Source organism: Mesorhizobium sp. Cs1299R1N3 (genome assembly GCF_037179625.1).
GTDB lineage: Bacteria > Pseudomonadota > Alphaproteobacteria > Rhizobiales > Rhizobiaceae > Mesorhizobium > Mesorhizobium salmacidum.
The window spans coordinates 72,765-98,180 of record NZ_JAPYKQ010000011.1; the positions used below are offsets into that span (position 1 = coordinate 72,765).

At 62.5% G+C, this 25,416-nt stretch carries 23 protein-coding genes, 1 tRNA gene and 1 pseudogene; 11 read left to right on the forward strand and 14 right to left on the reverse strand.

Going from position 1 to position 25,416, the window contains the following annotated elements:
• Positions 1-331: 331 nt before the first annotated feature.
• Positions 332-2,632 (reverse strand): OmpA family protein, encoded by a 2,301-nt coding sequence (locus O7B34_RS22050; protein WP_337148079.1) that lies wholly within the window; start codon positions 2,630-2,632, stop codon positions 332-334.
• Between the two features lie 197 nt (positions 2,633-2,829).
• Here O7B34_RS22050 and O7B34_RS22055 point away from each other — a divergent pair, with 197 nt between their 5' ends.
• From O7B34_RS22055 to O7B34_RS22065, 3 genes are all read left to right on the forward strand, one after another.
• On the forward strand, positions 2,830-3,276 hold the full coding sequence (locus O7B34_RS22055; RefSeq protein ID WP_337148191.1) for a YcgN family cysteine cluster protein: 447 nt from the start codon (positions 2,830-2,832) through the stop codon (positions 3,274-3,276).
• A gap of 149 nt (positions 3,277-3,425) precedes the next feature.
• Entirely contained in the window at positions 3,426-3,815 is a 390-nt protein-coding gene (locus tag O7B34_RS22060) for a hypothetical protein (protein ID WP_337139894.1), read from the forward strand.
• Positions 3,816-3,897: 82 nt separating this feature from the next.
• Positions 3,898-4,026, forward strand: coding sequence for a hypothetical protein (locus O7B34_RS22065; RefSeq protein WP_337148080.1), 129 nt, complete (start codon positions 3,898-3,900; stop codon positions 4,024-4,026).
• Between the two features lie 149 nt (positions 4,027-4,175).
• Here the strand turns inward: O7B34_RS22065 and O7B34_RS22070 are convergent, their stop codons facing one another.
• Positions 4,176-4,886 (reverse strand): SIMPL domain-containing protein, encoded by a 711-nt coding sequence (locus O7B34_RS22070; RefSeq protein WP_337148081.1) that lies wholly within the window; start codon positions 4,884-4,886, stop codon positions 4,176-4,178.
• Between the two features lie 134 nt (positions 4,887-5,020).
• Between O7B34_RS22070 and O7B34_RS22075 the strand changes: the two genes are divergently transcribed.
• A tRNA-Ile gene (locus O7B34_RS22075) sits at positions 5,021-5,096 on the forward strand.
• Positions 5,097-5,287: 191 nt separating this feature from the next.
• Here O7B34_RS22075 and O7B34_RS22080 read toward each other — a convergent pair.
• Positions 5,288-5,671 (reverse strand): annotated as a pseudogene (locus O7B34_RS22080) (tyrosine-type recombinase/integrase); the annotation flags it as partial.
• Here O7B34_RS22080 and O7B34_RS22085 point away from each other — a divergent pair.
• Entirely contained in the window at positions 5,576-5,980 is a 405-nt protein-coding gene (locus O7B34_RS22085) for a hypothetical protein (RefSeq protein ID WP_337148083.1), read from the forward strand. The pseudogene O7B34_RS22080 and the gene O7B34_RS22085 overlap by 96 nt on opposite strands.
• A gap of 312 nt (positions 5,981-6,292) precedes the next feature.
• On the opposite strand, the gene O7B34_RS22090 is transcribed toward O7B34_RS22085, so the two are convergent.
• Positions 6,293-6,541: a hypothetical protein gene (locus O7B34_RS22090; RefSeq protein WP_337148085.1), complete on the reverse strand. Its 249-nt coding sequence runs from the start codon at positions 6,539-6,541 to the stop codon at positions 6,293-6,295.
• Positions 6,542-6,856: 315 nt separating this feature from the next.
• Positions 6,857-7,507 carry a TetR/AcrR family transcriptional regulator gene (locus tag O7B34_RS22095; protein WP_337148086.1) on the reverse strand — a complete coding sequence of 217 codons (651 nt, stop codon included), beginning with the start codon at positions 7,505-7,507 and terminating at the stop codon, positions 6,857-6,859.
• A 160-nt stretch (positions 7,508-7,667) separates the two neighbouring features.
• On the opposite strand from O7B34_RS22095, the gene O7B34_RS22100 reads away from it, so the two are divergent.
• Positions 7,668-8,129 (forward strand): cupin domain-containing protein, encoded by a 462-nt coding sequence (locus O7B34_RS22100; RefSeq protein ID WP_337148087.1) that lies wholly within the window; start codon positions 7,668-7,670, stop codon positions 8,127-8,129.
• A gap of 103 nt (positions 8,130-8,232) precedes the next feature.
• A complete protein-coding gene (locus O7B34_RS22105) occupies positions 8,233-8,457 on the forward strand; it encodes a VOC family protein (RefSeq protein ID WP_337148088.1) in 225 nt (74 codons plus the stop codon).
• Here the strand turns inward: O7B34_RS22105 and tnpB are convergent.
• From tnpB to tnpA (O7B34_RS22120), 3 genes are read right to left on the reverse strand one after another with little or no spacing between them, the layout of a single operon-like run.
• Positions 8,372-8,827 (reverse strand): IS66 family insertion sequence element accessory protein TnpB, encoded by a 456-nt coding sequence (tnpB, locus tag O7B34_RS22110; RefSeq protein WP_442920989.1) that lies wholly within the window; start codon positions 8,825-8,827, stop codon positions 8,372-8,374. The two genes, O7B34_RS22105 and tnpB, sit on opposite strands and share 86 nt — an antisense overlap.
• Entirely contained in the window at positions 8,824-9,525 is a 702-nt protein-coding gene (gene tnpA / locus O7B34_RS22115) for an IS66-like element accessory protein TnpA (RefSeq protein WP_337148089.1), read from the reverse strand. The genes tnpB and tnpA (O7B34_RS22115) overlap by 4 nt, the downstream gene beginning before the upstream one ends.
• A 6-nt stretch (positions 9,526-9,531) precedes the next feature.
• Complete coding sequence (gene tnpA, locus O7B34_RS22120) at positions 9,532-9,720, reverse strand: IS66 family insertion sequence element accessory protein TnpA (protein WP_337148091.1); 189 nt, start codon at positions 9,718-9,720, stop codon at positions 9,532-9,534.
• A 978-nt stretch (positions 9,721-10,698) separates the two neighbouring features.
• On the opposite strand from tnpA (O7B34_RS22120), the gene O7B34_RS22125 reads away from it, so the two are divergent.
• From O7B34_RS22125 to O7B34_RS22135, 3 genes are all read left to right on the forward strand, one after another.
• Positions 10,699-13,170 (forward strand): caspase family protein, encoded by a 2,472-nt coding sequence (locus O7B34_RS22125; protein WP_337148092.1) that lies wholly within the window; start codon positions 10,699-10,701, stop codon positions 13,168-13,170.
• Between the two features lie 422 nt (positions 13,171-13,592).
• On the forward strand, positions 13,593-14,690 hold the full coding sequence (locus tag O7B34_RS22130; protein WP_337148093.1) for an OmpA family protein: 1,098 nt from the start codon (positions 13,593-13,595) through the stop codon (positions 14,688-14,690).
• A 61-nt stretch (positions 14,691-14,751) separates the two neighbouring features.
• Positions 14,752-15,936, forward strand: coding sequence for a caspase family protein (locus O7B34_RS22135; protein WP_337148094.1), 1,185 nt, complete (start codon positions 14,752-14,754; stop codon positions 15,934-15,936).
• A gap of 52 nt (positions 15,937-15,988) precedes the next feature.
• Here O7B34_RS22135 and O7B34_RS22140 read toward each other — a convergent pair whose 3' ends face one another.
• On the reverse strand, positions 15,989-16,525 hold the full coding sequence (locus O7B34_RS22140; protein ID WP_337148095.1) for a DUF6931 family protein: 537 nt from the start codon (positions 16,523-16,525) through the stop codon (positions 15,989-15,991).
• 175 nt (positions 16,526-16,700) lie between these two features.
• Here O7B34_RS22140 and O7B34_RS22145 point away from each other — a divergent pair, with 175 nt between their 5' ends.
• Positions 16,701-17,240, forward strand: coding sequence for an OmpA family protein (locus O7B34_RS22145; RefSeq protein WP_337148096.1), 540 nt, complete (start codon positions 16,701-16,703; stop codon positions 17,238-17,240).
• 83 nt (positions 17,241-17,323) lie between these two features.
• Here the strand turns inward: O7B34_RS22145 and O7B34_RS22150 are convergent, their stop codons facing one another.
• From O7B34_RS22150 to O7B34_RS22170, 5 genes are all read right to left on the reverse strand, one after another.
• The gene (locus O7B34_RS22150) at positions 17,324-18,574 is read right to left on the reverse strand and encodes a caspase family protein (protein ID WP_337148098.1); all 1,251 of its coding nucleotides are present in this window, start codon (positions 18,572-18,574) and stop codon (positions 17,324-17,326) included.
• Between the two features lie 431 nt (positions 18,575-19,005).
• The gene (locus tag O7B34_RS22155; RefSeq protein WP_337148099.1) at positions 19,006-21,453 is read right to left on the reverse strand and encodes a M23 family metallopeptidase; all 2,448 of its coding nucleotides are present in this window, start codon (positions 21,451-21,453) and stop codon (positions 19,006-19,008) included.
• Positions 21,450-21,944: a DUF1036 domain-containing protein gene (locus O7B34_RS22160; protein ID WP_442920990.1), complete on the reverse strand. Its 495-nt coding sequence runs from the start codon at positions 21,942-21,944 to the stop codon at positions 21,450-21,452. Before O7B34_RS22160 ends, O7B34_RS22155 begins: the two co-directional genes overlap by 4 nt.
• A gap of 13 nt (positions 21,945-21,957) precedes the next feature.
• Positions 21,958-24,600 (reverse strand): serine/threonine-protein kinase, encoded by a 2,643-nt coding sequence (locus tag O7B34_RS22165; protein WP_337148102.1) that lies wholly within the window; start codon positions 24,598-24,600, stop codon positions 21,958-21,960.
• Entirely contained in the window at positions 24,597-25,376 is a 780-nt protein-coding gene (locus O7B34_RS22170) for a PP2C family protein-serine/threonine phosphatase (RefSeq protein ID WP_337148103.1), read from the reverse strand. The genes O7B34_RS22165 and O7B34_RS22170 overlap by 4 nt, the downstream gene beginning before the upstream one ends.
• Between the last annotated feature and the right edge of the window lie 40 nt (positions 25,377-25,416).

A 25,416-nucleotide genomic window follows, 5' to 3' on the forward strand; every position in this document is an offset into this window, starting at 1 on the left:
ATGGACAGTTCCGGTTGTTCTCTGGTCGGCATTGAGAGCGTATTCCGGCCACCAGGCCACCGTTTGCAAGATGGATCTGAAGCAAAAAAACCCCGCCGGAGAGGGCCGGCGGGGCTCATTGCGTCCCGCTGGAGTCGGGACGGGGCAGGGAACGCCCAAACAAGAATCTGGGGTGCGAAGTCCTGTGATTCAATGAGTTGGCTCTAATGGCTGTACAATTCTTGTTGACCCGGTCCTGCTGCCCCTGGTTCCAGCCCATCCCGGTTGACCGGGATGGGGCGTTGTTGCCGACCTGATTCCAGAAATTACTGCAAGCCGCTGGAAAGGCGGGTCAATTGTTGCTCGCCACCGGCGCCACCAGAGAGGTGATGCGGCGGATGGCGACACGCCGGTTCTCGCGGTTGGGCGCCGAGGTGTCGACCTTCAGATACTCCTCGCCATAACCCTGTGTCGTCAGGTTCTCGGGTGGGATGCCGAAGGCATTGGTCAGCGCTTCCGCAACCGCTTCGGCACGGCGATCCGACAAGGCAAGGTTCGCCTCCGGCGTACCGACGGCGTCGGTATGGCCCTCGATCAAGAAGGTCTCCGCCGGATTCTTCTTCAACAGCTTCTCCATGGCGTCGGCGACACCCTGGAGCTTCTGCACCTCGGTGTCGGAGATCGAAGAGGAGCCGAATTCGAAGTTCAGCGTGTCGAGGTCGATGCGCCGGGCAATGTCACGCACGCGGGCCGAACGTTTGACCTCGTTGATCGAATAGAGGCGCTGCACCTTCTCCACCGGCGGCTGTTCGAGGAAGGTATAGTAGTCGTCGTCGCTTTCGACATCCTCGGAATCGAGAATGTAATCCCGGCGCGGAATGGTCAGCCGCATGGGCGGCAGGTCATCGCCGGGATCGCGCCAGTCCTCTTCGTCCTGGTAGCTGCGTTCGTCGACATAGCTCAGCACATATTCGCGACCGTCGGGCGCGATGCGCGACCGCTGCAGGATGTCGCCGTAGCGGTTGCGGATGGTGACGATCCGGAAGCCATTGTCGCGCTCGACCGTCTCGCGTGTGCGGCCCTGCGGCAGGTCCTCGTAGTAGACATCCTTGGCGCCGCGGGTCAGGCGCGGGCGGTCATTGCTCTGGACGAACGTCTGGTTGTTGAACTGGACGATGACCCGGTCACCGATCTCCTTGAGCACGTCGACGCCCTTGGGCCGGCGGCGCTCACGAATGTCCTCGTCAGGCGCGCGCTCGAGGCGCTTGCCCTGCTCCTGCGTCACCGGCACGATCTTTTCGGGCTTGATCGCCTCCTGGGCGGCCCTATCGTCGGTTGGAGGCGGACCCTGATCCACCGGCGCTACTACCGGCTTGCGGCCCTGGTCACCGCCCTGCTGGGCATTTTGGCCACCATTCTGCTGCCCACCATTCTGTTCTTCGCCATTCTGGTTGGCGGGCTGGTTGGCGGGCATCCGGCCACCCTGGCTATTCTCGCCGCGACCCTTGCGCCTGGCATCCTTCTGGCTGTCGAGGATGGGTGCGGCGTTCTTGTCGGCGGGTGCTTCGCCCTGAACCGGGTTTTCGCCCTGGACAGGCGCGGCTTGTCCAGGGGTAGCGGGCCTACCGGTAGCGGGCTGCTCTCCGGTCGCCGGCTGTTCACCGGTCGCGGGCTGCTCGCCGGTCGTAGGCTGTTCGCCAGCCGGTTTCCTGCCGCGCTTCTTCGTCTTGTCCTGGGACTGTTCGCCTTGGGCGGGAGGCTGCTCGCCGGCGGGTGCCGGTTCAACCTTCGGCGTAGGGGTGGTCTCCGGCACGGCGGCCGGCGCCTCTTTCTGCTGATCCTGCTTGGGTTTCCTGCCGGGCTTGGTCGGCTGGTTGTCGTTGGCAGGGGCCGCCTCGCCGGCGGGAGCCTGCTCGGTCTGCTGCTGCTGGTCGCGCTTCTTCCTGCGCGGCTGCTGCTCGTCGGTGGCGGGCGCTGCCTGGCCGGCCGGAGCCTGCTCGGTCTGCTGCTGCTGCTGCTGCTGCTCGCGCTTCTTCCTGCGCGGCTGCTGCTCGTCGGTGGCGGGCGCTGCCTCGCCAGCAGGAGCCTGCTCGGCCTGCTGCTGCTGGTCGCGCTTCTTCCTGCGCGGCTGCTGCTCGTCGGTGGCGGGTGCAGCCTGGCCGGCGGGAGCCTGCTCGGTCTGCTGCTGCTGGTCGCGCTTCTTCCTGCGCGGCTGCTGCTCGTCTGTGGCGGGCGCTGCCTCGGCGGCGGGAGCCTGCTCGGTCTGCTGCTGCTGCTGGTCGCGCTTCTTCCTGCGCGGCTGCTGCTCGTCTGTGGCGGGCGCTGCCTCGCCAGCAGGAGCCTGCTCGGCCTGCTGCTGCTGGTCGCGCTTCTTCCTGCGTGGCTGCTGTTCCTCGGCCGCGGGGGCGGGCTGCTGGGCGGCCGGGGCGGATTCCGTCTGCTGTTTCTGCTCGCGCTTCTTCTTGCGGAGCTGTTCCTCGTCGCTCTGCCCCTGGTCAGTGGGCGTGTCCTGCGCCAGGATGATCAGCGGTGTCCCCCCGCCTTGCATGGGGCCGAACGCGGCTGTCCCCTGAAGCGGGGACGCGCCTAACGGCGCGGATGCCATCAACAGGCCAAGGGCTGTGCCTGCCAGAATCCGTGGTTGGCGTTTCATCGAAATTCTCCTTGTGGGGTCCCATCCTTGCCGAAACCGCTTTTGACGAAATTGGTTCCAGTTGCCCATCGTTAGGGGCCGTACAGGGCTATTGGCCGGCCTTTTGAAGGCAACTTCGTGTCATTCGGCCGGGTTCCGCCCCGATTCCGGCTGTTGTCGCGCTTGACCTTGGCGTCTGCTGGGGCCACATGCCGGAAATGGAAACGCCGTTCTGGAAAACCAAGACGCTGGAAGCGATGAGCCCCACGGAGTGGGAATCGCTCTGCGACGGCTGCGGCAAGTGCTGCCTGTCGAAGCTCGAGGACGAGGACACCGGCGAAATCTACTGGACCACTGTCGGCTGCCGGCTGTTCGACGCCGAAAGCTGCCGCTGTGCCGACTATGCCAACCGGCTGGCGCGTGTTCCCGATTGCGTCGGCCTGACGCCGCAGAATGTGCGGACCATCAGCTGGCTGCCCAGCACCTGCGCCTACCGGTTGGTGGCCGAGGGCCACGACCTTTACTGGTGGCACCGGTTGGTCTCGGGCAGTGCCGAAACCGTGCATGAGGCCGGCATCTCGATGCGCGGCCGGGTCAAGGCGAGCGAGACGGACCTTGCCGAACCGGAAGACTATTTTGACTACATGCTCGACGACGAACCCTGACACGCGCGGAGGGGCCGGCGCTTTGCCCGCCGGCATCACATGAACCGCGGATGAACAGCGAGTTCGTAAATAGTTCAGACAGGCCAGTGCATTCTCCCGCCATCGGTTTCACGAGGACGGGCGCGAGCCCGCGACAAGGAGAGAGAACCATGTATACCACCATCAAGACGGCAGCGCTTTCGGCTCTGGTCGGCCTCGGCACGCTGGCGGCCATCCCCGCCCACGCCGACAGCCTCTATCTCGGTTTCGGCAACAACAACGACCCGCGCTTCGGCGTCTATACCGGCGATGATGACGGCTATCGCCACCGCCGGGACGAGCGCCGCGACGACGAGCGCCGTGACGATTGGCGCCGCGACGATTGGCGCCGCGGCTGCTCGCCGGACCGCGCCCTCGACAAGGCCGAGCGCATGGGGCTGCACCGTGCCCGCATCGTCGATGTCAACCGCCGCGTGGTCAAGGTGATGGGCCGCCAGTACGGCGACCGCATCGTCGTTGTGTTCGCCAACGAACGTGGCTGCCCGGTCATCTATCGCTGAAGACATGATCTTCCGCAGATTGGTAGCGGCATAATCCTTTGCGAGGATTAGCAGCGGCATAATTAGCCGGGAGACCCTCTAGATGGTCGGTCTGGACACGCCATCTGCCATGGTCGGTCTGAACACGCCATCTGCGATGGTCGGTCTGGACACGCCATCTGCGATGGTCGGTCTGGACACGCCATCTGCGATGGTCGGTCTGGGGGCATGATCTTCTGCGAAGATCAGCCTGGGGTAGCAGGGCCCCTGTCTATCGGACAGGTGCGGCTCAAAAAACCCCGCGGGAGCGATCCCGCGGGGTTTTTCATGCGTGCCAAGGGGTGACCGATGGCCGGCAGGACCGGCCATCGGATCAGCCGGTTACTTCAGTTCGAAGCTAACGGTGACCTGGACGTTGTAGGAATTCTCGCCGGCCTGCACCGGCGCCGCGCCGGCCGCCGCGTCGAACGCCTTGGCGTTGATCGGCATCGGCGCCGGCCTGATGTTCTGGTCCGTGATCTCAAGCACCCGGCCGAGACTGACACCCGCCGCCTGGGCCAGCGTCTTGGCCTTGGCCTCGGCGTCGGCGACCGCCTTCTTGCGCGCCTCGGTGACGGTGGCCGCCGGATTGTCATTGGAGAAGGCAATGCCGCCGCCCTGGTTGACGCCGAGCGACACCGCCTTGTCGAGGATCTCGCCTGTCTTGTCGACGTCTCGCACTCGCACCGAGAGCGTGTTGGTCACCTGGTAGGCGACGAGTTCGGCGTCCTGGCCGCCGTCCGGCTTGTTGGTGTAGTTGTAGCGGGGGTTGATCTGGATGCCCGCTGTCTGCAGGTCGCGATCCTTGATGCCGGCGGCCTTCATCGCGGCGATCACGGCGGCCATGGCGTCATTGTTGGCGTCGAGTGCGGCGCGCGCCGTCTTGGCTTCGCGCATGACGCTGAGCGTCAGGATCGCCAGATCGGGCGCCACGGTTGCTTCGCCTTCGCCGGACACGATGATGCGGGGCGGCGTCGGCAGATCGGTGGCTCCAGCCATCGCCGGAAAAGCGGTTGCAGCGGCGAGCGCGAGGGGCAAAAGATGTCTGGTCATGAAAATCTCCTTGGTCTGCGATCAGGTCGCGGGGGTCGCGTAGAGCGCGATTATGGGTTGATTTGGGCGATCTGCGAAAGCCCGCCGGTAAAGCCTTGTGCCGCGATGCGAAAAACATTAATCCAGCCCGCGTGGGGCCTGTAGCTCAATGGTTAGAGCCGGCGGCTCATAACCGCTTGGTTGGGGGTTCGAGTCCCTCCGGGCCCACCATTATCGTTACTTGTCAATGGCTTACGTGGTGGTTCGCCACGAGGTTCGCCAACAGGTTCGCCAAGCATCGTCTTCCGCGTCACGAGACGCACGACTCGATCCATCCCCTGGACCGCCAGCCGAACCTGTGATGCCTCGCGCGAATAGAGCTCCGCATGATCGATATCGTCGTGCCCTAGTACGTCCATGAGCTGTCTGGTTGAGGCCTCGGCCTCCGCCAGATAAACACCGAGCGACTTCCTCAGACCGTGTAGGGTCAGACCCTTCGGAAGACCGGCAAGTTTGCACCAATGCGCCATCATCCCAGTCAGTGACTTGGCGGAGAAGGGCTCGCCATAGCCGTTGACCAGAACGGTCTCGCCGCGCCTGTCGGCTGCATCAAGGATCTCAGACAGCATCGGTGTGATCGGCACGAAAAGCCGTTTGCCACCTGTTCGTCCCTTGTTCTTGGCCTGAACGATATCAAACCCGTCGAAGTGATGCTCGACACCATCGATGAAGACACTGCGGATGACCCGCTGATCCCAGCGAAGGCCCGCGACGTCGCCGCGGCGGTTGCCGAGCCAAAGCGCCAAACCGTAGCAAGTGCGTGCTGCGGTGCCGAGCTGCCAACGGTTTTCGAATTGCGCCATCGCTTCGCGCGACCAGGCTTTCCAACCGGCATAGGCGGGCCGCCATTCGACCGCTGCAGTCGGATCGATTTCGATCCAATCTTGCCGCAGCGCGACATAGACCAGCTTGCGTATGCCCACCAGCAGGTGCTTGGCCTTATGGGGCGTGGCGATGAAGCGGCCAAGAAGCTCTTCAATATGGATACGCCTAAGATTCTTAACCGCTACATCCCGCCATATGAGCGGGTGATCAGGGACCACTCGCAGGTTTAGAAATTCTTCGATCAGCCGCGTGTTCTTGCGCTTGCTGGCTTCGTCAAGCGCCAACCACTTGACTGAGATCTTCAACCGTTGAAAGGCCGCTCCGAATGTGCCGGGCAGGGCCGCTCCAGGCAGACGGACGACGGGAGCCTTGGGAACTTTCCGGCCTTCGACCGCTGCTTGGTAGGCCTCCTTGAATCCCAGCTGATTGGGAGCTGGCAGACTAACCACACGCTCCTTCGTCCGATAGCGCCAGCGAACTTTGCCATGGCGGTCGATGTAGGAGGAGAGGCCGGGATGTTTGTCGGTCATGGTAGAATGAATCTATTCCCTGCGATGATTCCCTTGCAACAGGAAGTCGACGAGATTCTCCTCATCGTCTCCCGGCAGATCGCCAAAGGCCGCTTCGAGTTTGAGCCGATCCCAAATCACGCGGCCGTCAACTTTCTTTGGCTTCGGCATGCGGCGATCAGCAACCATTTGGTCGAATTTGGTTATGCCCACGCCAACATATCGGGCGGCTTCTTCGCGTGAGAGACCGCGAGGAGGATAGGAGAGGGTGTCGCTTTTCATGACCTCTGCCCCGGTATGTGTCCGCCTGTGCGCGGATTTCCGTTCCGAGATCAGGATCTAAATTGTATTAGTCACCGTCGAAAGGGCGCCGATCAGGCTGTGCGGCAAATTGCGGTCAGGACGTATAAATAGGATGGTTGTGTGAGTTCGGGGGTTCGAGTCGAGAGACGGCTACAGCGAGGAACCCACTATCAAAGAAGTGCTCTTCCTCTTTCGGCGGCGTTCAGCGTAAGCGCGAAGAACGTTGCCCCGGCCAATCGGCCGGCGGCGAAGATCGAGTCGCCCGCCACCGCGCACCGCGCGAAGGCGTCATGGCTATGCCTGATCGCGATGCTTTTTCCGCGTCGGTGTCGTCGCAAGGCTGGCCTCCTGAAGTGCCGCGTTCAACAACGCCTTGGCTGCCCAGACCGAGAGTTCCTCGCCCGCCGCCGCGCTGAGGCCGCAGACGTCGCGCTGGACGATCAGCGCTTCCCAGCCGATTACCATGGCCAGCGCGCGGACAATTTTATTCCAGCGTTCGGGCTCCAGTCGATCGCGCCACGGCGACAGTGCGGATTCGATCCATTCGATCCTGCGATAGCCCCGGCGCGGCACGCCTTCCCCGATCGGAGCTGCATTCGCATCGACCGTCAGACGGATCAGCGAACGCCCGAGCCGTTCCACTTCCGGGCTGACGTGATGAAGCGCGCGGACCAGATGCTCGACGCGAGCCTCGCCATCATGGCTTACCTGATCGATGGCTTGATCGACGGAAGCTTGGCTGAGCGCGCCGATGGTCGCGTCCAGCAGGAGCTGATCGAAACTTGGAAAGTAGAGATAAACGGTTCGCCGCGAGACGTCGGCGGCGGTCGCCACATCATTGACGGTCGGCGTCTCACCGCGGGCAAGCAAGGCAATCGCCGCGTCGACGATCGCTTTGCGGGTGCGCCGCTTCTGCGCGGTGCGGAGGCGTGGATTGACATTCATGTACGCTACTTATACTGAGATGCACTAATTGCACAAGCGTGCAATACAGCATCAGGCATGTTGAAGGAGTTCTTGCATGACAATGTTGAGCCATACAGCCGATGAGGCCCGTTTCCTTGGGCCAGGAGAGGGGGACGCGATCTGGTTCTTGAGAAACCGAATGACGGTGAAAGCCACCGAGGCGAACACCGGCGGTGGCTTCGGTCTGCTGGAATCCCTGATCGCGCCTGGCTTCTCGCCGCCGCTGCATGTCCATCGTCGTGAGGACGAATCCTTCTACGTGCTGGAAGGCGAACTGACGATGAAATGCGGCGATCGCACCTTCCGGGCTACCGCCGGCTCATTCGTGTTCCTGCCGAGAAACGTTCCCCACACCTTCGTCGTCGAGGGCGACAAGCCAGCACGGATGCTGACGTTGCTTACGCCCGGCGGCGGGGAGGGGGTTTTCATAGACGGCGGCCGGCCTGCAGCGGCGGAAGGATTGCCGCCCTCGACGCCGCCGGACATCGAGGCCCTGAAGCGTGTGAGTGCCCGCTATGACGCCGAAATCATCGGACCGCCGATAGCGCCTGCAGGCCAGCCTACCGATGGCCGAAACTCAGACGACGCTCGGCGTCACTAAGAATGCCGGATTCGAATTGGATGCATGCCGGAGTTGTCTCGGAAGGAAGCGCGGGCTTCATCGGAACGCGGGATCGATCCCGGCCGCGACAAGGCTGGTTTGAATGCGGCACAGACGTGCCAGGGTAAGGCGATCACCATGCTCATGTGGGGTTAATTCGTTGCTTCTAGCAATCCATCATATTGCAATCATCTGCAGTGACTACGAGCTGTCGAAGCAGTTCTACAATAAACTCGATTTCGTCATCGTCGACGAAAATTGGCGCGCCGAAAAGCAATCTTGGAAGTGCGACTTGCGGCATGGTCCCGTCCGGATCGAACCGGGATGAGTTTCCGAGTCACGAGTTGCCCAGCAGCATCCTTGTCGATGACACGCTCGGGAACGCGCCAGTCGATGCCTTCGATCAGCATCGCAAGCTGCGCCGGCGTCAGCGTGATCGAACCATCATAGCCCGCCATCACCGGCCATGCGAAGCTGCCCTGGTCGAGCCGTTTGGTGAACAGCCACAGTCCGTTTCCGTCCCAGAACAGGATCTTCAGCATCGACGCCCTCTTGCCCCGGAAGGCAAACAGATGGCCCGAGAACGGGTCCAGCTTCAGTGTTTGCTGCACCAGCATGGCGAGCCCGTCGAGATCCTTCCTCATGTCGGTGTAGCCCAGCGCCAGATGCACTTTCACACCCGCCGGCACGATCATCATGGTGTCGTTCCTTCACTCGCGACGCGTTGTCGAACGGCATCCGGATCGCTGCCGGCCGGTGCGAAGACACGCCGGCCATCAGGCAGATCGATCGCCGTCATTCCATCAGGCGGCTGTACCAGGCTCTGCAGAAGGCGCACCGCCGCAGTGTCATCGCCCATCGCCACAGCCGCAAGCTTCGCGCGCTTCTTCTGCGCTACGCCGAACTGCGCGCGCCAACGGAACAACAGCCCCGTGACAATCCCGTGCTTTCGCGCGACCTGCGAGACGCTGACACCTGGCCGGTCGCTCTCCAGCGCAATGGCGTGCTTTTCGGCGTCGCTGAAGAAGCGTCGGGCAGGTTGCCGGGGCGTGCCTGGATCATCGTTCGACGCGGCCGTCAAGCTCGATTCCGGCGGCGTTCCGTTAGCACTAGTGCTAACGACCGGGCGGGCGGAGGGATGAAGATGCGCCCGCCAGTCGATTTCGACCTCACCTTCGTCCAGTCGGTCACGCCATATGCGCAAGCTCGTCGGCGAAAGATGCAGCGCCGCGGCATATTCGCGAACACCCATGCCGCTCCAGTTCATCGCCTCGACATGCATCGCCCAGTACGCCTGGACAGCACGATTGCGCACATCCGTGGTCACCGAAAAGCGCAGCCGAGCCCGCTTTTTCTGCCGCTTCGCTCGCTCTTCCAGGCGCTTCTGGCGGCGCAATTCCGCCTAATATTCCGCATGCTTACGAGCCGCCTCGTTGCCCGCGAAGTACTTCAGCCAGCGATCGAGCGTGTCCTTCGTCAGGCGATGCACGCGGCAATATTCGGTCCGCGTCATACCGCTGCGCTGCCACGCCTCAACGTGAACCACCCACCAGGATTGCCGCGCCTTGTTCTCGAAATGTCTCAAATTCACCGGAGATCCTCCATGTTACGAAGGAGCCCGACATGTCGCGCAAAAGCACTACTCAATCTGGGTGCAGAGACCGGACGCTTACGCAACCGATTAAGATGGCAAGATAAAAGCCCGCACATTGTATGTCGGTCGGGCGGTGGTTTTTCAATGGGTTATCAGGTTACTTCGCAATGTGCGCATTTTCACTGCACATTGCGAAGATTGCGATTTCTAATTGATTTCCGAGGCTTAGTGCAATGTGCGATGGCTCTGGCGGCCCTTGAGGGGGACGGGACCGGGAAGGGGGCGTGATCAGAGACGACCGTTGAGACGCCCAAGAAAGCTTCCGAGGCGTTCGGCAAATCCCTGCATTATAAGGGCGGTGGCAGCACCGACTCTGCCAGAGCCAGCCGGGAGGAGGAGAAGGTGTTGCTCGCCATCTGCAGCTATGCTGCGGTTGGGGAGGGGGATCGCCTCGCCAAGGCCCTGATCATGCGGCGCGTTACGCGTCGGACCCAGCTGATCGATCTGGCAGCCGCGGGAGTTCAGCACGGAGCTGCCAGGTGGAGCTAAGGCCGGAGCGCATCACCACTGCGTTGCGAGGCTCTGCAGGAGATCGGATACCGGAACACGACTCGGGACAAGCTTGGGACTCAGTGGCTCCCAAAGCGGGTATGATAGAAGGTACCGGCCGTGCAGCAACCAGCCCTGCAGGGCCCGATACCGCCGTTGATTGGTCGCATTCGCCCAGCTTATTGCCGTACCGAGGCCACTGGGTTATTTTAGCAGTTGTGGGAACAGCATCTGCCATCCATCGCGGGTGCGACCTTGCCGTTTCGGCAGATTGGAAGTCTTTAACAGATCAGGTTGTCGCAAGCTGTGTCTTGTGCCCTCCAGGTCATTAGCAGTTAAGGATGCGCCATGCTGCGGTGTTTTGCGTTCATTGCGGCCCTGATGCTCGCGAGCTTCACGGCATTCCAAGCTTGTGCCGATCGAAGGGTGGCCCTTGTCATCGGCAATTCCGAATACCGCGAGATTCCGGCCCTCAAGAATCCGGACAAGGATGCCGAGGACGTGTCGAGCACGTTCCGGCGGGCCGGATTCGACGTATTCGTCGCGAAGGACCTCACCAAGATCGAATTCGAAAAACAGTTCCGCAACTACCTCGCGGCGGCGGACGGTGCCGATCTGGCGATCGTGTACTATTCCGGCCATGGCTTTCAGATCGGCGGTGAAAATTTCCTCATCCCGGTCGATGCATCGCTCAAGAACGCGGCCGACATTGAGGTCCAGGCCGTCAAGCTCGATGATGTGCTGCAGCAGTTGAGGACGAAATCGAGGATCCAGGTGATCATCCTCGACGCCTGCCGCAACAATCCGTTTCCGCGCAAAGACTATTGGTTGCGAGACCAGCTGATCGTCGCTGGCAACACCGGCCTTGCGCAGGTCAGAAGTTCGCTGAACACACTTATAGCCTTCGCCACCGAGCCCGGTGCTATAGCTTATGACGGAAGTGGCGATCTCAGTCCGTTTTCCTCCGCCTTCTCCCGTCGCGCGCTGGCGCCGAACCAGGAGATACGCTCGGTCATGGCGGCCGTTCGCCGGGATGTGGTCGAGGCTACGGCCGGAAAGCAGGTGCCTTGGGAGAACTCATCGCTGATCGACGACGTGGTCCTCATGCGTCGCGCCAACCGGCCTGCACTGCCGCCCGTTTTGGAAAAGATCGTCCCGTCCGGCGTCGGCCCTGTCGCGCTCGACCTGCCAGAGCCGGTCGATGTCGATGGCGGTGCGGTCACCGTCAGCATCGACAGACAGCCGGCGCTAGGGCGTCTGATTTTGGACGGCAAGCCGGTTGCGGCGGGGGAGCCGATTGCCGGCAAGGATCTCCCGCGATTGCGAATGGACGTCCCCAAAGGTGCCGGTGCCCAGGAAGAAGTCGACATGCTGGCCTATTCAACGCGCGACAATTGGGGTGGTGAATCCCAGGGCATCCTGGTGTTCCGGGTCAAGAATGGTGAGGGTGCCGAGGGCAAGCAACTCATAGCCTCGCTGGAGTCCGAGCAGGAGCAGCAAGCAGTGGAACGCGGTATTCACATTGCCGGCGCAGCCGAAGCAATCGAAAACCATGAGGTCCAGATTCCGGTCGGCGTCGGCCCGGTTCCGTTGCAGCTGGATTTCCCAACCGCGGATCCGGCGGTCAGCCTGAAATTTGCGGGCTATCCGGCAACGGGAACACTGTCGCTGCCAGATCGGACCTTGTCTCCGGACTCGAGCCTGAAGGCCGATGAAGTCGACCACTTGCGCTACGAACCTCAGATTGGCGCCGTCCAGCCACTGATAGTCGGCTTCGAAATCAGGGCCGACAACACGTCCTCAAAGCCGGCGACGATGAAGCTGTCGCCAAGCGTCGACCCCTGCGACAGGGAGGCCGGTGAGCCACTTGACCTGCAGGGCGTCGTCCCCGGCTTGTTGCCGAATGAGATCAGCAGCAACGCCGTGGAGGTCTGCCGGGCGGCGGTGAAAGCCTATCCGGACGTCGCTCGCTTCCACTACCAACTCGGTCGCGCACTGCTTGCGGTCGGCAAGGCCAATGAGGCCTTGACGGCGATCCAGGAGGCTGCCGACAAGGGGCATGTGCGCGCAGTGTTCGAGCTTGGCTACCTCAATGCGACGGGAACGGGAATGCCCGTCAATCGCAAGCAGGCCAACACCTTCTACGCTGCGGCGTCCGACAAGGGCGATCCCTATGGCATGACCTCATGGGGCCGCGCCTTGTTCAACGGCTATGGCGTGGAACGTGACACCACCAAGGGGCTGGACCTGCTGCTCAAGGCGGCGGCGATGGGGCACACTTATGCAATGAACGATCTCGCCGCGATCTTCACCGAGGGCCGTAATGGCGTGCCTGCAGATGCAGCTCGCGCCGTGGCTTTCCTCAAGGCCGGCGTCGATCGGCAGGACATGTATTCGATGAACCTGCTCGGCCGCAATTACCTCGCCGGCACTGGGGTCGAGAAGGACCCCAAGACAGCACTCTCGCTTTTTCAGAAATCGATGGATCTCGGCCAACCCTACGCTCCCGGCAGCCTAGCGCGCATGTACAGAGACGGTGTCGGCGTGCAGCAGAATCTTGCAGAAGCGCAAAGGTTGTTCGAGGTGGCCACCGTGCGCGGCGACCAGTCGGCTGCGTATGATCGCGCAGCTCTGGAGATGCAAAGGGGTGAAAAGGCCGACCAGGCCGTGGCGGTGCGCTACCTTGCTTTCGCGGCCGCGCTCGATCTTCGCAACGAAATTCCCGATGCCAGGAATACGCTGTCGAAGTTTGGCTCCAGGGCGAAGACGGCGGCCCTGAAGCAGATGCGTGGGGACCTGAAGTCGAAAATTTCGGCGAACGGTTCGTTGGACGATCAACTGATCAAGACGGCCAGGGCGGTCTGGGAGCAAGCCAACCCGCGCCGGGACTTGTTCTGACGACATGGAGGCAACAGGTGGGCTGGGCATTAAAACAGGTAGTCGTCGCAACGGTCCTATCCCTTACGGTGGCAGGATGCACGACCATTGCACCCCCGGTCGAGCCGACCACGACGAAACATCCGAAGTCGGTCCCCACGACGACCGCGCCAAAGGTGGTCAAGCAGAAAAATGTGACCGCCAAGAAACTGCTTACACCGGTCAAGAACGAAACGACGCCTGTCATTGCCCCTTTGGGTGGTAGTGGCGGTGGTGGCGGTGGCGGTGGCTGGGGGGGATAGCGCCTCTACAGCGCACGACGCAGTGCAGGGCTAGAGTAGGTCACTTTCGCAACGCGCTGGAACTGCTCGCCAAGCAGGAACAAGTGCTCTATGGTCGCGCCGTGCCGTTAGCGAGATCGGGTTGCCTGGCGGGGGCCTTCCATGTTCGAAGTCGTTGCATTCTGGCGAGCGCGAGCAAAAGCGCAGCGTCCTGGCCTTATCATCGTAGCCATATTGGGCTTGCTGGTCTTCGGATCGCAAACAGCCAGTGCCGCGTCGAACTGGACTCTCGATCCGGACGCTTCGGTGCTTACCTATCAGTCGGTCAAGAAGAACACGATCGTCGAAACCAACAAGATCAGGAATATCACCGGCACGCTGAATTCCGCCGGTGATGCCAAGATCAGCTTCGATCTCAATTCCGTCGACACGGGCGTCGACCTCCGCAATGTGCGCATGCGGTTCCTGTTCTTCGAAACCTTCAAGTACCCGACTGCCGAGCTGACGGCAAAAGTGGACCCGGCTGCATTTGCCGACTTGCCGGCCAAACGCCGGATCAAGGCAAGGTTGCCGTTCCGGCTCGGTCTACACGGGGTCGATAAGGACCTGGAGGCGAGCGTCGTGGTCACCATGATCAGTGACACTCAGGTCTCGGTTGCTTCCGAGGCCCCCGTTGCGGTGCATGTGGAGGACTTCGGCCTGCTGCCGAACGTCGACAAGCTGCAGCAAGCGGCCAATGTGACCAACATAGTGCCCACTGCCTCGGTGTCCTTCGACTTCGTCTTTGTTGCTGAGGGCAGCAAGACGGCGGCTGTGCAGACAGTCGCGGCCAGCGGCACCGAGGTCGGTCCCGTGGCCACCGACGCCGCGAAAGCCAATTTCAGCGACGAGGAGTGCTTCAACCGGTTTGCCGTCCTATCGCGCACCGGAGCGATCTACTTCCGTCCAGCCAGCGCCAGACTCGATGCCAAGAGCCGTCCGTTGCTCGCCGAGGTTGAGGGTGTCGTCGGCAAATGCCCGACCCTGGATGTGGAGGTATCCGGTTACACTGACTCGGACGGTTCGCCAGAGGCAAACAAAGCGCTGTCCGAACGGCGCGCCCAGGCGGTTGCCGATGCTTTAGTCGCCGATGGCGTGCAGCGCCGCCAGATCAGTGCCACCGGCTATGGCGAGGAGCGGCCGGTTGCCGCCAACGATACGCCAAAGAACAAGGCGCTCAATCGGCGCATCGAATTCTCCGCCACGAAGCTCGCGAACTGAGGTCGGGGTGGGCTCCCGTCCATTCGCGTTTTGCGCTGGCTTGTTTCGCGGCGCTGGTCTTGTGACGATTGTGTTGCTTTTGACTTTGACCGCCGCGACTGCCGAGCGCCGTGTCGCGCTGGTGCTCGGCAACTCGCAGTATCAGCATGCCGCGCCGCTCGCCAATCCCGTGCGCGATGCCCAGGCCATGGCCGAGCGCCTGCAGAACCTTGGTTTCGATGTGGTCTCTGGCTTCGATCTCACCAAGCAGCAGACGCAGGCCACGGTCGCCCAGTTCGCAAAGCAGGTGCGCGGCGCCGATGTCGCGCTTTTCTTCTATGCCGGACATGGCTTGCAGGTTTCAGGCAAGAACTACCTGCTTCCGGTGGATGCCGCGCTCGAGGATGAAACGTCGCTCGACTTTGAGGCCGTCTCCGTCGATTTCATTTTGCGCCAGATGGCGCGCGAGACCAGCATAAGGCTGGTGTTTCTGGACGCATGCCGAGAGAATCCATTGGCCGATATGCTGGCTAAGACCGCGGGCATCAAAGGTGCGAGCAGCGGCCTTGCGGAAATTGCGATCGAAAATAGCGGCGCGGGAACGCTCGTTGCGTTAGCTGCCAGTCCCAACCAGCTCGCCTATGATGGGTCGGGCGACCACTCGCCCTTCACGACGGCATTGCTTCAGCACATTGGGGAATCCAATGTCTCCATCACCGAAGCGATGAACAGGGTGACCAGCGACGTCTTCAAGGCGACGGCCGGCAAGCAACGCCCCTGGGCCAATGTCTCCTTGACCACCGAACTTGTCCTGCACAAGGTCGATCTCAACGCGCCGCTGATCGTCGGCCAGTCGAGCACGCCGCCGGCTGAAGCCAGCTCCGGGACGCGCAACACCGGCGCGTCGTCGGCCCAGAATGACGATCAGCTTGGGCTCGATATTCTCCGTGCGAAGATCCCGAAACTGGCCATCGACGGACCCATCTTTTTCGATCGCCCAGTCAAGTTCGGCGAGCCGGCGATCGACGGCAAGAGCATCGCCCAACTGATCAAGAGCGAACCGCTTTTCAGTCCGGTGGAAGGTCTCGACAAGTCGGTCTGGGAAGGTAAGCACTGCGATAGCTGCCATGAGTGGAACGAGGCCCGGCTCTGCGAGCAGGCGAAGAATTTCGCCGCCAACGACGTCTCGGTCCTGCGCCTGCAGCATCCGCTCGGTACCCGATTCAAGGTCGCGCTGGCCAGATGGGCGCAAGGCGGCTGCAAGTGATGCCGGGCTGAAGCCAGCGCCGGCAAATGGCAAGCAGGGCAGGCGAATGCCCTTACGCATCCATCTCTACCATCTGGATGCCCATCTCGACAAAGACGGAAAGCAAGGTAAACCTGTCCGCCAGCGCGGCGCGGGCCAGTCCAGCCAGGATTGCGGCATTGACGGCATGGGCGGCAGGAAATCCGCTCGAGTCCATTTTGAAGGTCGGGTCACGCCATACCGCTGCCAGAGCGATCCAGGCGGCCGGCGTCGCCGGCGGCAGGTCCAAGGACTTGCTCAAGACTGCTTGATGGTGGGGATTGTCAGGGTCGCCGACCCGGGCATGAACAAGCGCCAGCAAGTCGAGATCCCGGTCCGCGAGGAGCTCGGCGACATTGCTCAGGCATTCATGTCCCCACCAGACGGCGGCTCGCTCGGGGAGGAGGTAGGCACAGAACGTGACTGCTTCTTCCGGCACGCGCCCGGCAAGCAGGGCACGGCAAAAATCAAGCGGCGGCTGACCGGTGGCCAGCGATTTCATGTCCCTGGCGATGGCGGGACAAGCGAGAAACAGATCCCGTGCCGTTCTGTATCCGAGTTCATTGGCCATGGCTGCCCACCCTGAAAGCCAGCAGACAAACACTCAAGCCTGTGGCCGAGCGCCGGTCAAGCGTCACCCTTTAACGGGTGGCGCACACGAGTAGATTGCGTTTGTTCACAGACAATCGCTTCCCGATTTGATATGGTAGCCGCCAGCGAAATCCACTCAGACAGGAGTGAGGGTCATGCGATGGGGCAGTTCAGCCTTGGCATTGGCGGCCATGCTTCTTACGACGCACGTATCGGCCGATCCGCTTCACAAGTCGGAAGACATCGTGAAGTTCTTCGCCGGCCACCCCGGCAATCTGGGTGCTTCGCGCGGCATCTGCGTCGGCACGGAGGAAGAGTGCAAGAGCAAGGCCGAGAAGACTGGCTCAGCCCCAAAAAAGGCCGGCCTCGACATGATGATCAATTTCGCCCTTGATTCCGCGCAACTTGACCAAGTTGCGCGCACCGAACTCGATGAGTTCGCCAAGGCGCTGAAGGACAATCGGCTGAGCACGTTCAGCTTTGTCGTCGAAGGTCATACCGATGCAACCGGCTCCGATCGCTATAACCAGGAACTTTCGCAGCGAAGGGCGCAGTCGGTGGCGGCCTTCCTGACGGCCAACGGCGTAGAATCTGCCAGACTGGAAGCAATCGGCCTTGGCAAATCGCATCCGCGCGTCGCCAATCCTTACGATCCGGTCAACCGCCGCGTAGAGATGCGCGTCAAGACTGAGTAGGCGTTTGCCGACAGGCGGATCCTTCAACAGCGATACTGGTGAGGGAGCTCGCCCAAGTGCTGGTCCCCGCTTGATGCCTATGATCAATATTTGAGGGCGCTGCCGATCACTACGCCGCTGCCAAAGATCAGCGCCCTGGTCAGGAAGTCATTATTGGCTCTCGGCGGCTCGTCACGCAAGATGGTGTCGCTGTTGCGCCTGCGCTGGACAAGCTGCTGTTGCTTGCGTGATTTCTGCCGCGCCGCCGGCCTCAGGCTGCGGGTCTCCTGCACGACCTGCTTTTTCGGCGGCGCCGCAATCTGCTTGCCCGTCTTTGGGACCTGCAACTGGTCGATGTCGAGCCTTGCCACCGTGGCGAAGCGGCCGCTCGGGAACTGGTCGAGATACGCCTCGTAGTAAGGAATCGCGTTCGTTTTCGAAGCCTCATCCCAAAGGCGCTGCTCGACCTCCCAGGACGACGGATCGCTTGCCACCGACGCAGGAGCGGGGGATGCCGTCGTCTTGGCCGCATCGCCGAGCGGCGCCGCCGCGGCTTGTGCTGTTGTCTTGCCAAGAAAGACCTCACGCCCCAGCGATGCGTTATGCCATGGACGCTGCCGGCCTTGCGTGGCTTCCGTAACGTCGCCGCGCACGCGCGTCAGAGCGCTCTGAATCTCGAGCCCTGGCTCGGTGAGGTGCTTGGCCAACGCAAGCGAATAGGGGCTGTCGACGCCGTTGCCGTCGAAAGCGATAGCGCCGGGATCCGTTGCATAGGCAATCAAGACACCACCGGTGCCGACACCGTCTGCCTTTGCATCCACCGGCGCGAGGCCGGCGGCGAGCGAGCGGCTCTTGGGCAACGTCGCGGCCAGCGTGCGAGCCAGCGGATTGTCGCGGCAGGCATCGAGAATGATGATGCCGACGGCGGGATCGGCAGGCAGTGCGGCCATGAACTCATCGATCTGAACTGTGCGGGTCTTGAGATAGGCGGGTGAAGTCAGATCGGCATCAACGGGTATGAGATAGTTCTTGCCGTCGACCTGCATGCCGTGACCGGCGTAGAAGACTACGGCGAGGTCCGCGTTGTAGGCTTCTTCGGTGAATTTGCTGATCAGGCCATGCATGCCGGCATTGTCCTGGTCGACGCCTTCGATCACCTCGAAGCCGGCGCTGCGCAGCGTCGATGCAATCAGATGGGCATCGTTGGCCGGGTTTGGCAGCGCAACGGCGTTGACATATTTGCTGTTGCCAATGACCAGCGCGACACGCTTGCCCTCGGCGGTTGCGGCCTGGGCACCGAAGGCGGCAAGGACGGATAGGACAAGTCCGCTCAACAGGATGGCAAAAAGTTTCATGGATCAGCCCTCCGCCCCATGGGGCACGCTATTGGTGTCTGTGCATGCTCAATTCGTCAGCGACAAAGTCGCTTCTGCAAAAATGGCTCTCAGACCTATGTGATCCCAGCCACCGTTTAGGTTCACAGGCGCGCCCTGAGCCTGTGCAATTTGGCAGCATGGCGGCCGCCGGTGTCGGGACGGACTGGCCGGGCGATCGTTGTGAGCCGGGACGATCCGCGAGGATGATGCCGAAAAGTGTGAAGCGGTTTTCGGGCGAGGTCATGCTTTATCTGTCTGTACTGACGAGGGGTTCAGTTTCCAGGTCGATTGCACCAGAAATCATCCGTCTCGAAGGCGTGTCGCCTCGAAGCGAAACCATGCGCCTTGCTTCAGGCTCCCGGTTGACGCATGTCGCTGAAGCAGAACCGAGGTTCCTTGCACGACATGCATCAGCCTGGCTGAAGGGTACCTTGGATTGAACTGAGCAGCGCGGTTATGGCCTGCTTGTATTTTTCGAATCCCGGTGATGTCTGTCGGAGTTGGGTCGTGGTCGTCGCCGGCTGGCTCGCATCGGTCACCACGCGCAGCACTCTTTGTCCCATTTTCCGCTCGGCCCAGTCAATGACATAGCCAGCGGTCTTGCCGATGAGGAAAGGATTGGCCTCGATCACCGCTGACCCCAGAACGGCGCGCAGTTGCGACGAGCCGGACGCAGCCAGCACCTGGTGCGCGCCTTCCATGCCAAGGAAGTGGCAGAGGTAGAGGCGCCCCGCGGTTATCTGGTGGCCGCGCGCGCGCAGATAGGCCTCGCCTTCGCGCGCGAGATTGCGCACCATCTCACGCGACAGCGTCACGTCATAGCGAAGCGCAAGCAGATCAGCGGTCGAGAGCGAACGGGCAAGAGCGGGACGATAGGTGTTCATCATCCGGATCCAGGTCTTGGTGATGAACTGGCCAGCGCCGGTTGCTGATGAGTTGGGGTTCTTGGCGCGGGCGCTGCCGCCGCTTTCGACATGCACGATACGGTCGGTTAGCGTCTCGACGGCGGAATCGCCAGAGCTGCCGGATCCGCTGGAGCGGGCGGCATCAGCGCCGGCAGCAACCGTGGTGACCGTCCCGAGCGGATCGATTGCCTCGCCGTTTTGATAGAGTTCGAAATGCAGATGCGGTCCGGTCGAGAGCCCGGTCGTGCCAATATAGCCGATGACGTCGCCGGCCTTCACCTTGGTGCCGACGCCGCTGGCGATGGCGAATTTCTGCATATGCGCGTAGCGTGTCTCGCGTCCGTTGGCATGGGCGATCTTGACCAGATTGCCATAGCTGCCGCCATCGCCTTGGAAGCTGATCTCGCCATCGAAGGCGGCCATGATCGGCGTGCCGATCGGAGCCGCCCAGTCGACGCCTTTGTGGATTCGAACCGTGCCCAGGATTGGATGCTTACGCGGGCCGAAGGTCGAGGTCATGACCCCGCTCACCGGCGTGACCATGCCGTTGGCGATGGACAGCGAACGGACCTGATCATCGCCCGTCACGCAGGCATACTGGCCCTCGCTTTGCTGATAGACGAAGCAGTCGAGGTTCTTGCCCTTATCGAGGACGCCGACGTAAAGCACCCGTCCGGATATCTCACCTTGGCCGCGCGGGGTCTGCGAGTAGATCAGCACTAGGCGCTGGTCCTCGGCGGCGAAGGCGTCCAGATCCTGTCCTCGCGACAGATACATGATCGCTTCGCCGATCACGCTGGTCGGCACCTTGTTGCGCGCCGCGGTCGAATAGATTGCGTCGAGCAGGCGGTATTGCCGCTTCGGCCCCCCCTGATCCGAGCCACCGGAATAGTTGAAGAGGTCCTCGCGAACCCAGGGATCGGCGCCTGAAACAAAGGTACCCCCGGCGCTGCGCGTCAGCGTACCGACGTAAACGTTTCTTGCGTAGACGGAGACCTGCATCAGCGACATGGCCGTGGTCTCACGGTTGGGCCGGAAACCGCGCAAGGCGACCACAAAGCCGGGCTCCAACCCGTCGCGGTCGAACAGCGCTTTCAGCGCCTCGCCCGCAAGCCTGGCGTCGTCCGCGGAGAAATGCGCGTCGAGCGCCACGCTCTCCAGGCTGCGGTCGTTGAGGACTTTCACGAAGGTGTCCTCTGTCGCCTCGAAACGCTGATATTCGCTGATGACGGTCGCGACGGTGGTGTTGTTCTCGATCGCGGTCTTAGCGAAGGCAGGGAGCGCTGCCTCGCCCTGGTCGATGGTCTCGCCCCAGCCGGCCTCGGGGTCGTCTGCATCGGCTTTAAGCGGCGAAGCTGGGGGCATCCCGCCTTCATCCGGCGTCGCCTGCAGGTCGTTCGCCAGATCATCTTCTTGATCATTGGGTGCCAAGGCAGGTGCGGGCGAGGTCGGCTGCTGATTGTCGGGTGCTGCAGCGGAGGGCTTCGGAGGAGCCTGCCGCTGCGCCTGGAAGAAGGCAAAATCCTCCTGCGTCGACGGGATCGTCGTCATGAACTTCTCGCTGGCGCTCAGCATCACGTCGTATAGGATTTCGATCTGCGGCGAAGCCCCGGAACTGTCGAGTTCGGCCGGCCGCGCAATGGTGTGGCCCTTCGTGGCGGTCTCGTCATCGGGTGCCAGTGTGATCCACATCGGGTCACCGGCAAGGTCGATTATGGCCGGCACATAGACCGCCGCGTCGGCGGGCACGTCTTCCATACCTTCGACGGGATGCAGGTCCTCATTCTCGTCGCCGAACGACCACTCATCCTTCGTAAGATAGAAGCTGGTGGCGATCGCAATGACGGTGAGCATAGCAACGCCGGCAAGGACGCGGCGCCAAAGTTTACGTCGGCGTTCGCGCTGGCGCGCCAGCTTCTTTTGTTTGAAGCTCGTGTCGATGCTGTGCGTCATGGGCTGCTTCCGGTCAGGAAATAGGTCCAGCGCACTTGCTCGAGCGTATCGACCTCGACGAAACGCGCCGCGATATGACCGCGCGGCCAGCACTCCTCGATGCCACGGATGGAGAAGCGGCGCCGATCGACGCACATTTCGGTCGATCCGTTGAGGATCGCATGGCCGAACACGTCGGTGGCGTAGAGGTAGATGTACCGGTTGGTCAGTTCCTCGCGGATCACGTTCACGCACTGGTTGGCGCCGATGGTCCACCAGCCGTCGGTCTGGTCGGCATTGTCGACCTTCTGCCCGACGGCGAGGTTGACGACGTCGAGCGTCTGGTTGCAGACGGTGAATTCGGCATGCGCCGTATCGGTCGAAAGGATAATGAGCAGCGCCGCACCGAACAGCGCCGAACACGCCAGGCGGTTGGCTAGCAAGAATCGAAACCGGCTACGCTTTACGCGTGAGGAAGGCTGGCAAGTAGAAAGCAGCGCGCGACGATCCATCGACGTTTCATCTCTACCCGCCGAGCCGAAAATACTTGGCGGCGGCGGAGAATTGCGAACCGTCGGCCTCGATCTCCTCCAGGATCTTTGGCAGAAGGTCGGAGGCTGGTGTCGGTCTCGAGAACATCGCGGCCTGGATATCGTGCGGTCCGGTGATCACCAGCATGATCTGCGGCAGGGCCTTGCCGGCCGCCTTGTCGGCGGCGCCCAGACCGATCGGGATGCTGAATGTCGCCTTGTCGGTTTGGGCCACCATGCGGTCATCGAGGTTGAAGGCGATGCCGCGGTGGTCGATCAGCATGACGTTGGAAACGAGCCCGCCGTGGGTTGCCAGCGTGCCGCTGATCGGCGCGCCATCCGGCACCGATGTCCGGTCGAGAACGAGCCGCGGGCTATCCACCCGGTTGCGGTCGAGGAAGCGCAGGAACTTGGTCACTTCACACTGGGGCTGCTCGATCAGACGGACGCTGATGTCCGGCTCGAGATGGAATCTCGACCGAAACTCATTGAGCATCTGCTCGAAGGGCTGCACGGCCGTCGCGAAGCCTTCGATGGCGGGGGCGGTGTCGCCTTCGGATGTCAGCGACGCGTAGAAACAGTCGCCGCCGCTGAAGTCGCGCACCCATGAAGCGCGTTGCGCCGTCTCGTCGCCGGTCGTCGCCGGCGGGACCGCTGGCTTGGGCACATTCATCGCGACTTCGGTGTTTTCGCGCTGCGTGATCACCGGTGGCGATTGCTGGGACGACTGCGCGGTCTGTGTCGGCTCTGATGGCGCGGTTGCTGGCGGCTGGGTGTCGGTTGGGGTAGGCGCGGCCGGTTCAGCCGGCGGCCTGGTCGGCTGCGCCGGCACAGGGCCCTGCGCAATCGGCGGCGAGGAAGCCTTCGGCTTGGCCAATTTGGAGAGCCTGTCGACGAGGTCGGTTGCGCTTGGTTTTGTAGCCGGCGGGTCTGCCTCCTGCGCAGGCTTGCCCTCTGCCTCCGCCTGGCTTGGCGCCGACGTCTCCGGCGGCTGGCTGACTGGTTTCGGCAGTTTCGCACTCTCCTCGGCCTTTGGCACCCACGCTGCCGTTGGCGGGTTGGCGGTCGGGGTCTGGGCTGGCTTGATCCCGACCCGTGGCACTTGCGGGGGATTGTTGTTAGCCGTGAGTTCGGGCTCAGCCGCAGGCAGCGTCGGCGTGCCCATGGGCGGCACTAATGGCTCTTGCTCGCCAGTGGTCACCGGCTGGGCCGCCGGCTCCTGTTCGGCGGGCTGCTGTGATTTCGTTGCCGGCTGCTCGCCTGCAGCGTCCGCCTGGTTCTCAGCCGGTATTGCGGCCTTCGCCTTTACATCCGGCAGGGCAGGCTTCACCGTTTCGACGGTGCCAGCGTTGTCGGTTTTTGACGGCTCTGGGCGAGGTTGCACCGGTGATTGTGGCTGAGGTTTCGATGCTTCCGGTTGCGGCGCTTGGGCCACCGGCTTCGGGATCAGCGGCTTGAGTTTCTCTTCGACCGGCGGTGGCGCCAGGATGCCACTGAAGTACAGCCCGCCGCCCAACAGGAGCACCAACGCCGCTAGGCTGCCAGCGATGGCTGGCATCCGAGACGACTTTCGCGGCGGCATGGTCGTGCTGGCCGGCGCGGGCGTTGGCGCAGACCTTGGTTGCGACAGATGCGCCGGCCGCACATGCTCAACGAAGCGCTGTTCGCCAGGAGGCGCCGAAGGCTGTACCCTGGACTTGGGCAGTACCGTCCAGCCGGCGCGCGGCAAGCCCGAGCGTTCACGCGAACCGTACGATGAGGGCTGCAATGTCACCTCGACATCCTCGTCACGCGTTGCCCTGGCGATCTCGGCCATGCTGGCCGGCCGATCGCGCGGGTCCGGCTGCAGCATCGCGCCGACGAGTTCGTGGAAATCGGGATCGATGTCAGACAGGTCCGGCACGGTTCGGCGTTTCTCGATGACGTCGTACTGCGTGCCGCTCATATCGAGCGGCTTTCCGCGCAAAGCGGCGGCCAGCACCAGGCCGAGGCTATAGATGTCGGATTGCTCGCTAACCTCGCCGCCATAGAGGCCGAGCTGTTCGGGCGAGACGTAGTTGTATTTGCCAGCGAACTTGCCGCCGATCAGCGTTTCACCGCCTGCGGTCGCCGACCGAGCGATGCCGAAATCAATGATCTTGGCGCGCTCCACCCGCCCGCCGGGCAGAATGATGTTGTCCGGCGACAGGTCGCGATGAACCGCGCCCGCCTGGTGCACGGCAGCGAGCCCCGACGCCAAGCGATGGCAAAGACGCCGCACTTCTTCTCCTGGCATCGGCCCGCGACGCATCACGTCGAACAGTGATTGGCCGTCCACGAACTCCATCGCCAGATAGGGGCGGCCGATCTTCGGATCGATGGTGAAGACGTGATAGCGCACCACCGCGTCATGCGACAGATGGTTGAGGATCGACGCTTCCTTGCGGAACAGCGACAAGATCGTCTGGTCGCGGGCGAATTCGGGCAGTACGATCTTGATCGCTACATGGTCGCCGGTTTGGATGTTGTGGCCGCGGTAGACTTCCCCCATGCCGCCGGATGCGATCCTCTCGTCGAGTTCGTAAATGCCGCTGAGTTGTGTGCCGGCGCCAGCATAGGTGACGTTCGCCGATAACCGCGTCTTGTCGTCGTCGCTCATCTCGCCAGGCTCTCCGCGCCGGACCGATCCGGATGGAGCGCACCGTTGCGCCCGCCGCCGATCTTCACCAGTACGATGGTCACATTGTCGGTCCCGCCGCGCGCCAGCACCGTCTCCAGCAGGCTTCGGCACGCCGCCTGCGGCGTTGCCGATCTCACCGTGGCTTCGATCTCGGCGTCGCTGACATGTGCCGTCAGTCCGTCGGTGCTCAGAACGAAAATATCCCCCGGCATCAGCTCGCCCTGCTGGAAATCGATCTCGAGCTCGTCGCTGACGCCGACAGCATGGGTGATGACATGACGGCGCGGCCAGGTAAGCGCCTCCTCCGCGCTGAGCATGCCGCGATCCAGCAGTTCCTGGACCTCGGTGTGATCCTTCGAGACCTGAAAGATCGCGCCGTTGCGGACCAGATAGATGCGGCTGTCGCCGGCCCACAGGCCGGCGAACCGTCCGTCCATGGCAAGCAAGGCGGCGAAGGTGGAGCCGATGGTGATGCCGCGGGATCGCGAGATGTTGCGGATCTCGGAATTGGCGCGGCTCAGCCGGTCTTCGAAGCGCGCGCGAAGGTCCGGTGCCGAGCTCGCGATGCCAATCGTTGCCAGATGATCGACGATGCTGGCCGACGCGACCTCGCCTGCCTCGTGGCCGCCCATGCCATCGGCAACCACCCAGAGGCCGGTCTGCGGCTCTATCAGGTAGTTGTCCTCGTTGTGGTCGCGCACGCAGCCTCTATGGCTCACGCCGAAGCTTTCGATAGGAAGGGAGACAGTGCTCAATTTGCCACCAAGCGCTTCGCGAGCGCCCCTTGTGACCAAC

What these genes read in the sequence shown, in the direction of transcription:
- O7B34_RS22050 (WP_337148079.1), bottom strand. Translation starts at nt 2,632, where the DNA reads ATGAAACGCCAACCACGGATTCTGGCAGGCACAGCCCTTGGCCTGTTG.
- O7B34_RS22055 (WP_337148191.1), top strand. Translation starts at nt 2,830, where the DNA reads ATGGAAACGCCGTTCTGGAAAACCAAGACGCTGGAAGCGATGAGCCCC.
- O7B34_RS22060 (WP_337139894.1), top strand. Translation starts at nt 3,426, where the DNA reads ATGTATACCACCATCAAGACGGCAGCGCTTTCGGCTCTGGTCGGCCTC.
- O7B34_RS22065 (WP_337148080.1), top strand. Translation starts at nt 3,898, where the DNA reads ATGGTCGGTCTGGACACGCCATCTGCCATGGTCGGTCTGAACACGCCA.
- O7B34_RS22070 (WP_337148081.1), bottom strand. Translation starts at nt 4,886, where the DNA reads ATGACCAGACATCTTTTGCCCCTCGCGCTCGCCGCTGCAACCGCTTTT.
- O7B34_RS22085 (WP_337148083.1), top strand. Translation starts at nt 5,576, where the DNA reads ATGCTCGACACCATCGATGAAGACACTGCGGATGACCCGCTGATCCCA.
- O7B34_RS22090 (WP_337148085.1), bottom strand. Translation starts at nt 6,541, where the DNA reads ATGAAAAGCGACACCCTCTCCTATCCTCCTCGCGGTCTCTCACGCGAA.
- O7B34_RS22095 (WP_337148086.1), bottom strand. Translation starts at nt 7,507, where the DNA reads ATGAATGTCAATCCACGCCTCCGCACCGCGCAGAAGCGGCGCACCCGC.
- O7B34_RS22100 (WP_337148087.1), top strand. Translation starts at nt 7,668, where the DNA reads ATGACGGTGAAAGCCACCGAGGCGAACACCGGCGGTGGCTTCGGTCTG.
- O7B34_RS22105 (WP_337148088.1), top strand. Translation starts at nt 8,233, where the DNA reads ATGCGGCACAGACGTGCCAGGGTAAGGCGATCACCATGCTCATGTGGG.
- tnpB (WP_442920989.1), bottom strand. Translation starts at nt 8,827, where the DNA reads ATGATGATCGTGCCGGCGGGTGTGAAAGTGCATCTGGCGCTGGGCTAC.
- O7B34_RS22130 (WP_337148093.1), top strand. Translation starts at nt 13,593, where the DNA reads ATGTTCGAAGTCGTTGCATTCTGGCGAGCGCGAGCAAAAGCGCAGCGT.
- O7B34_RS22140 (WP_337148095.1), bottom strand. Translation starts at nt 16,525, where the DNA reads ATGGCCAATGAACTCGGATACAGAACGGCACGGGATCTGTTTCTCGCT.
- O7B34_RS22145 (WP_337148096.1), top strand. Translation starts at nt 16,701, where the DNA reads ATGCGATGGGGCAGTTCAGCCTTGGCATTGGCGGCCATGCTTCTTACG.
- O7B34_RS22150 (WP_337148098.1), bottom strand. Translation starts at nt 18,574, where the DNA reads ATGAAACTTTTTGCCATCCTGTTGAGCGGACTTGTCCTATCCGTCCTT.
- O7B34_RS22155 (WP_337148099.1), bottom strand. Translation starts at nt 21,453, where the DNA reads ATGACGCACAGCATCGACACGAGCTTCAAACAAAAGAAGCTGGCGCGC.
- O7B34_RS22160 (WP_442920990.1), bottom strand. Translation starts at nt 21,944, where the DNA reads ATGGATCGTCGCGCGCTGCTTTCTACTTGCCAGCCTTCCTCACGCGTA.
- O7B34_RS22165 (WP_337148102.1), bottom strand. Translation starts at nt 24,600, where the DNA reads ATGAGCGACGACGACAAGACGCGGTTATCGGCGAACGTCACCTATGCT.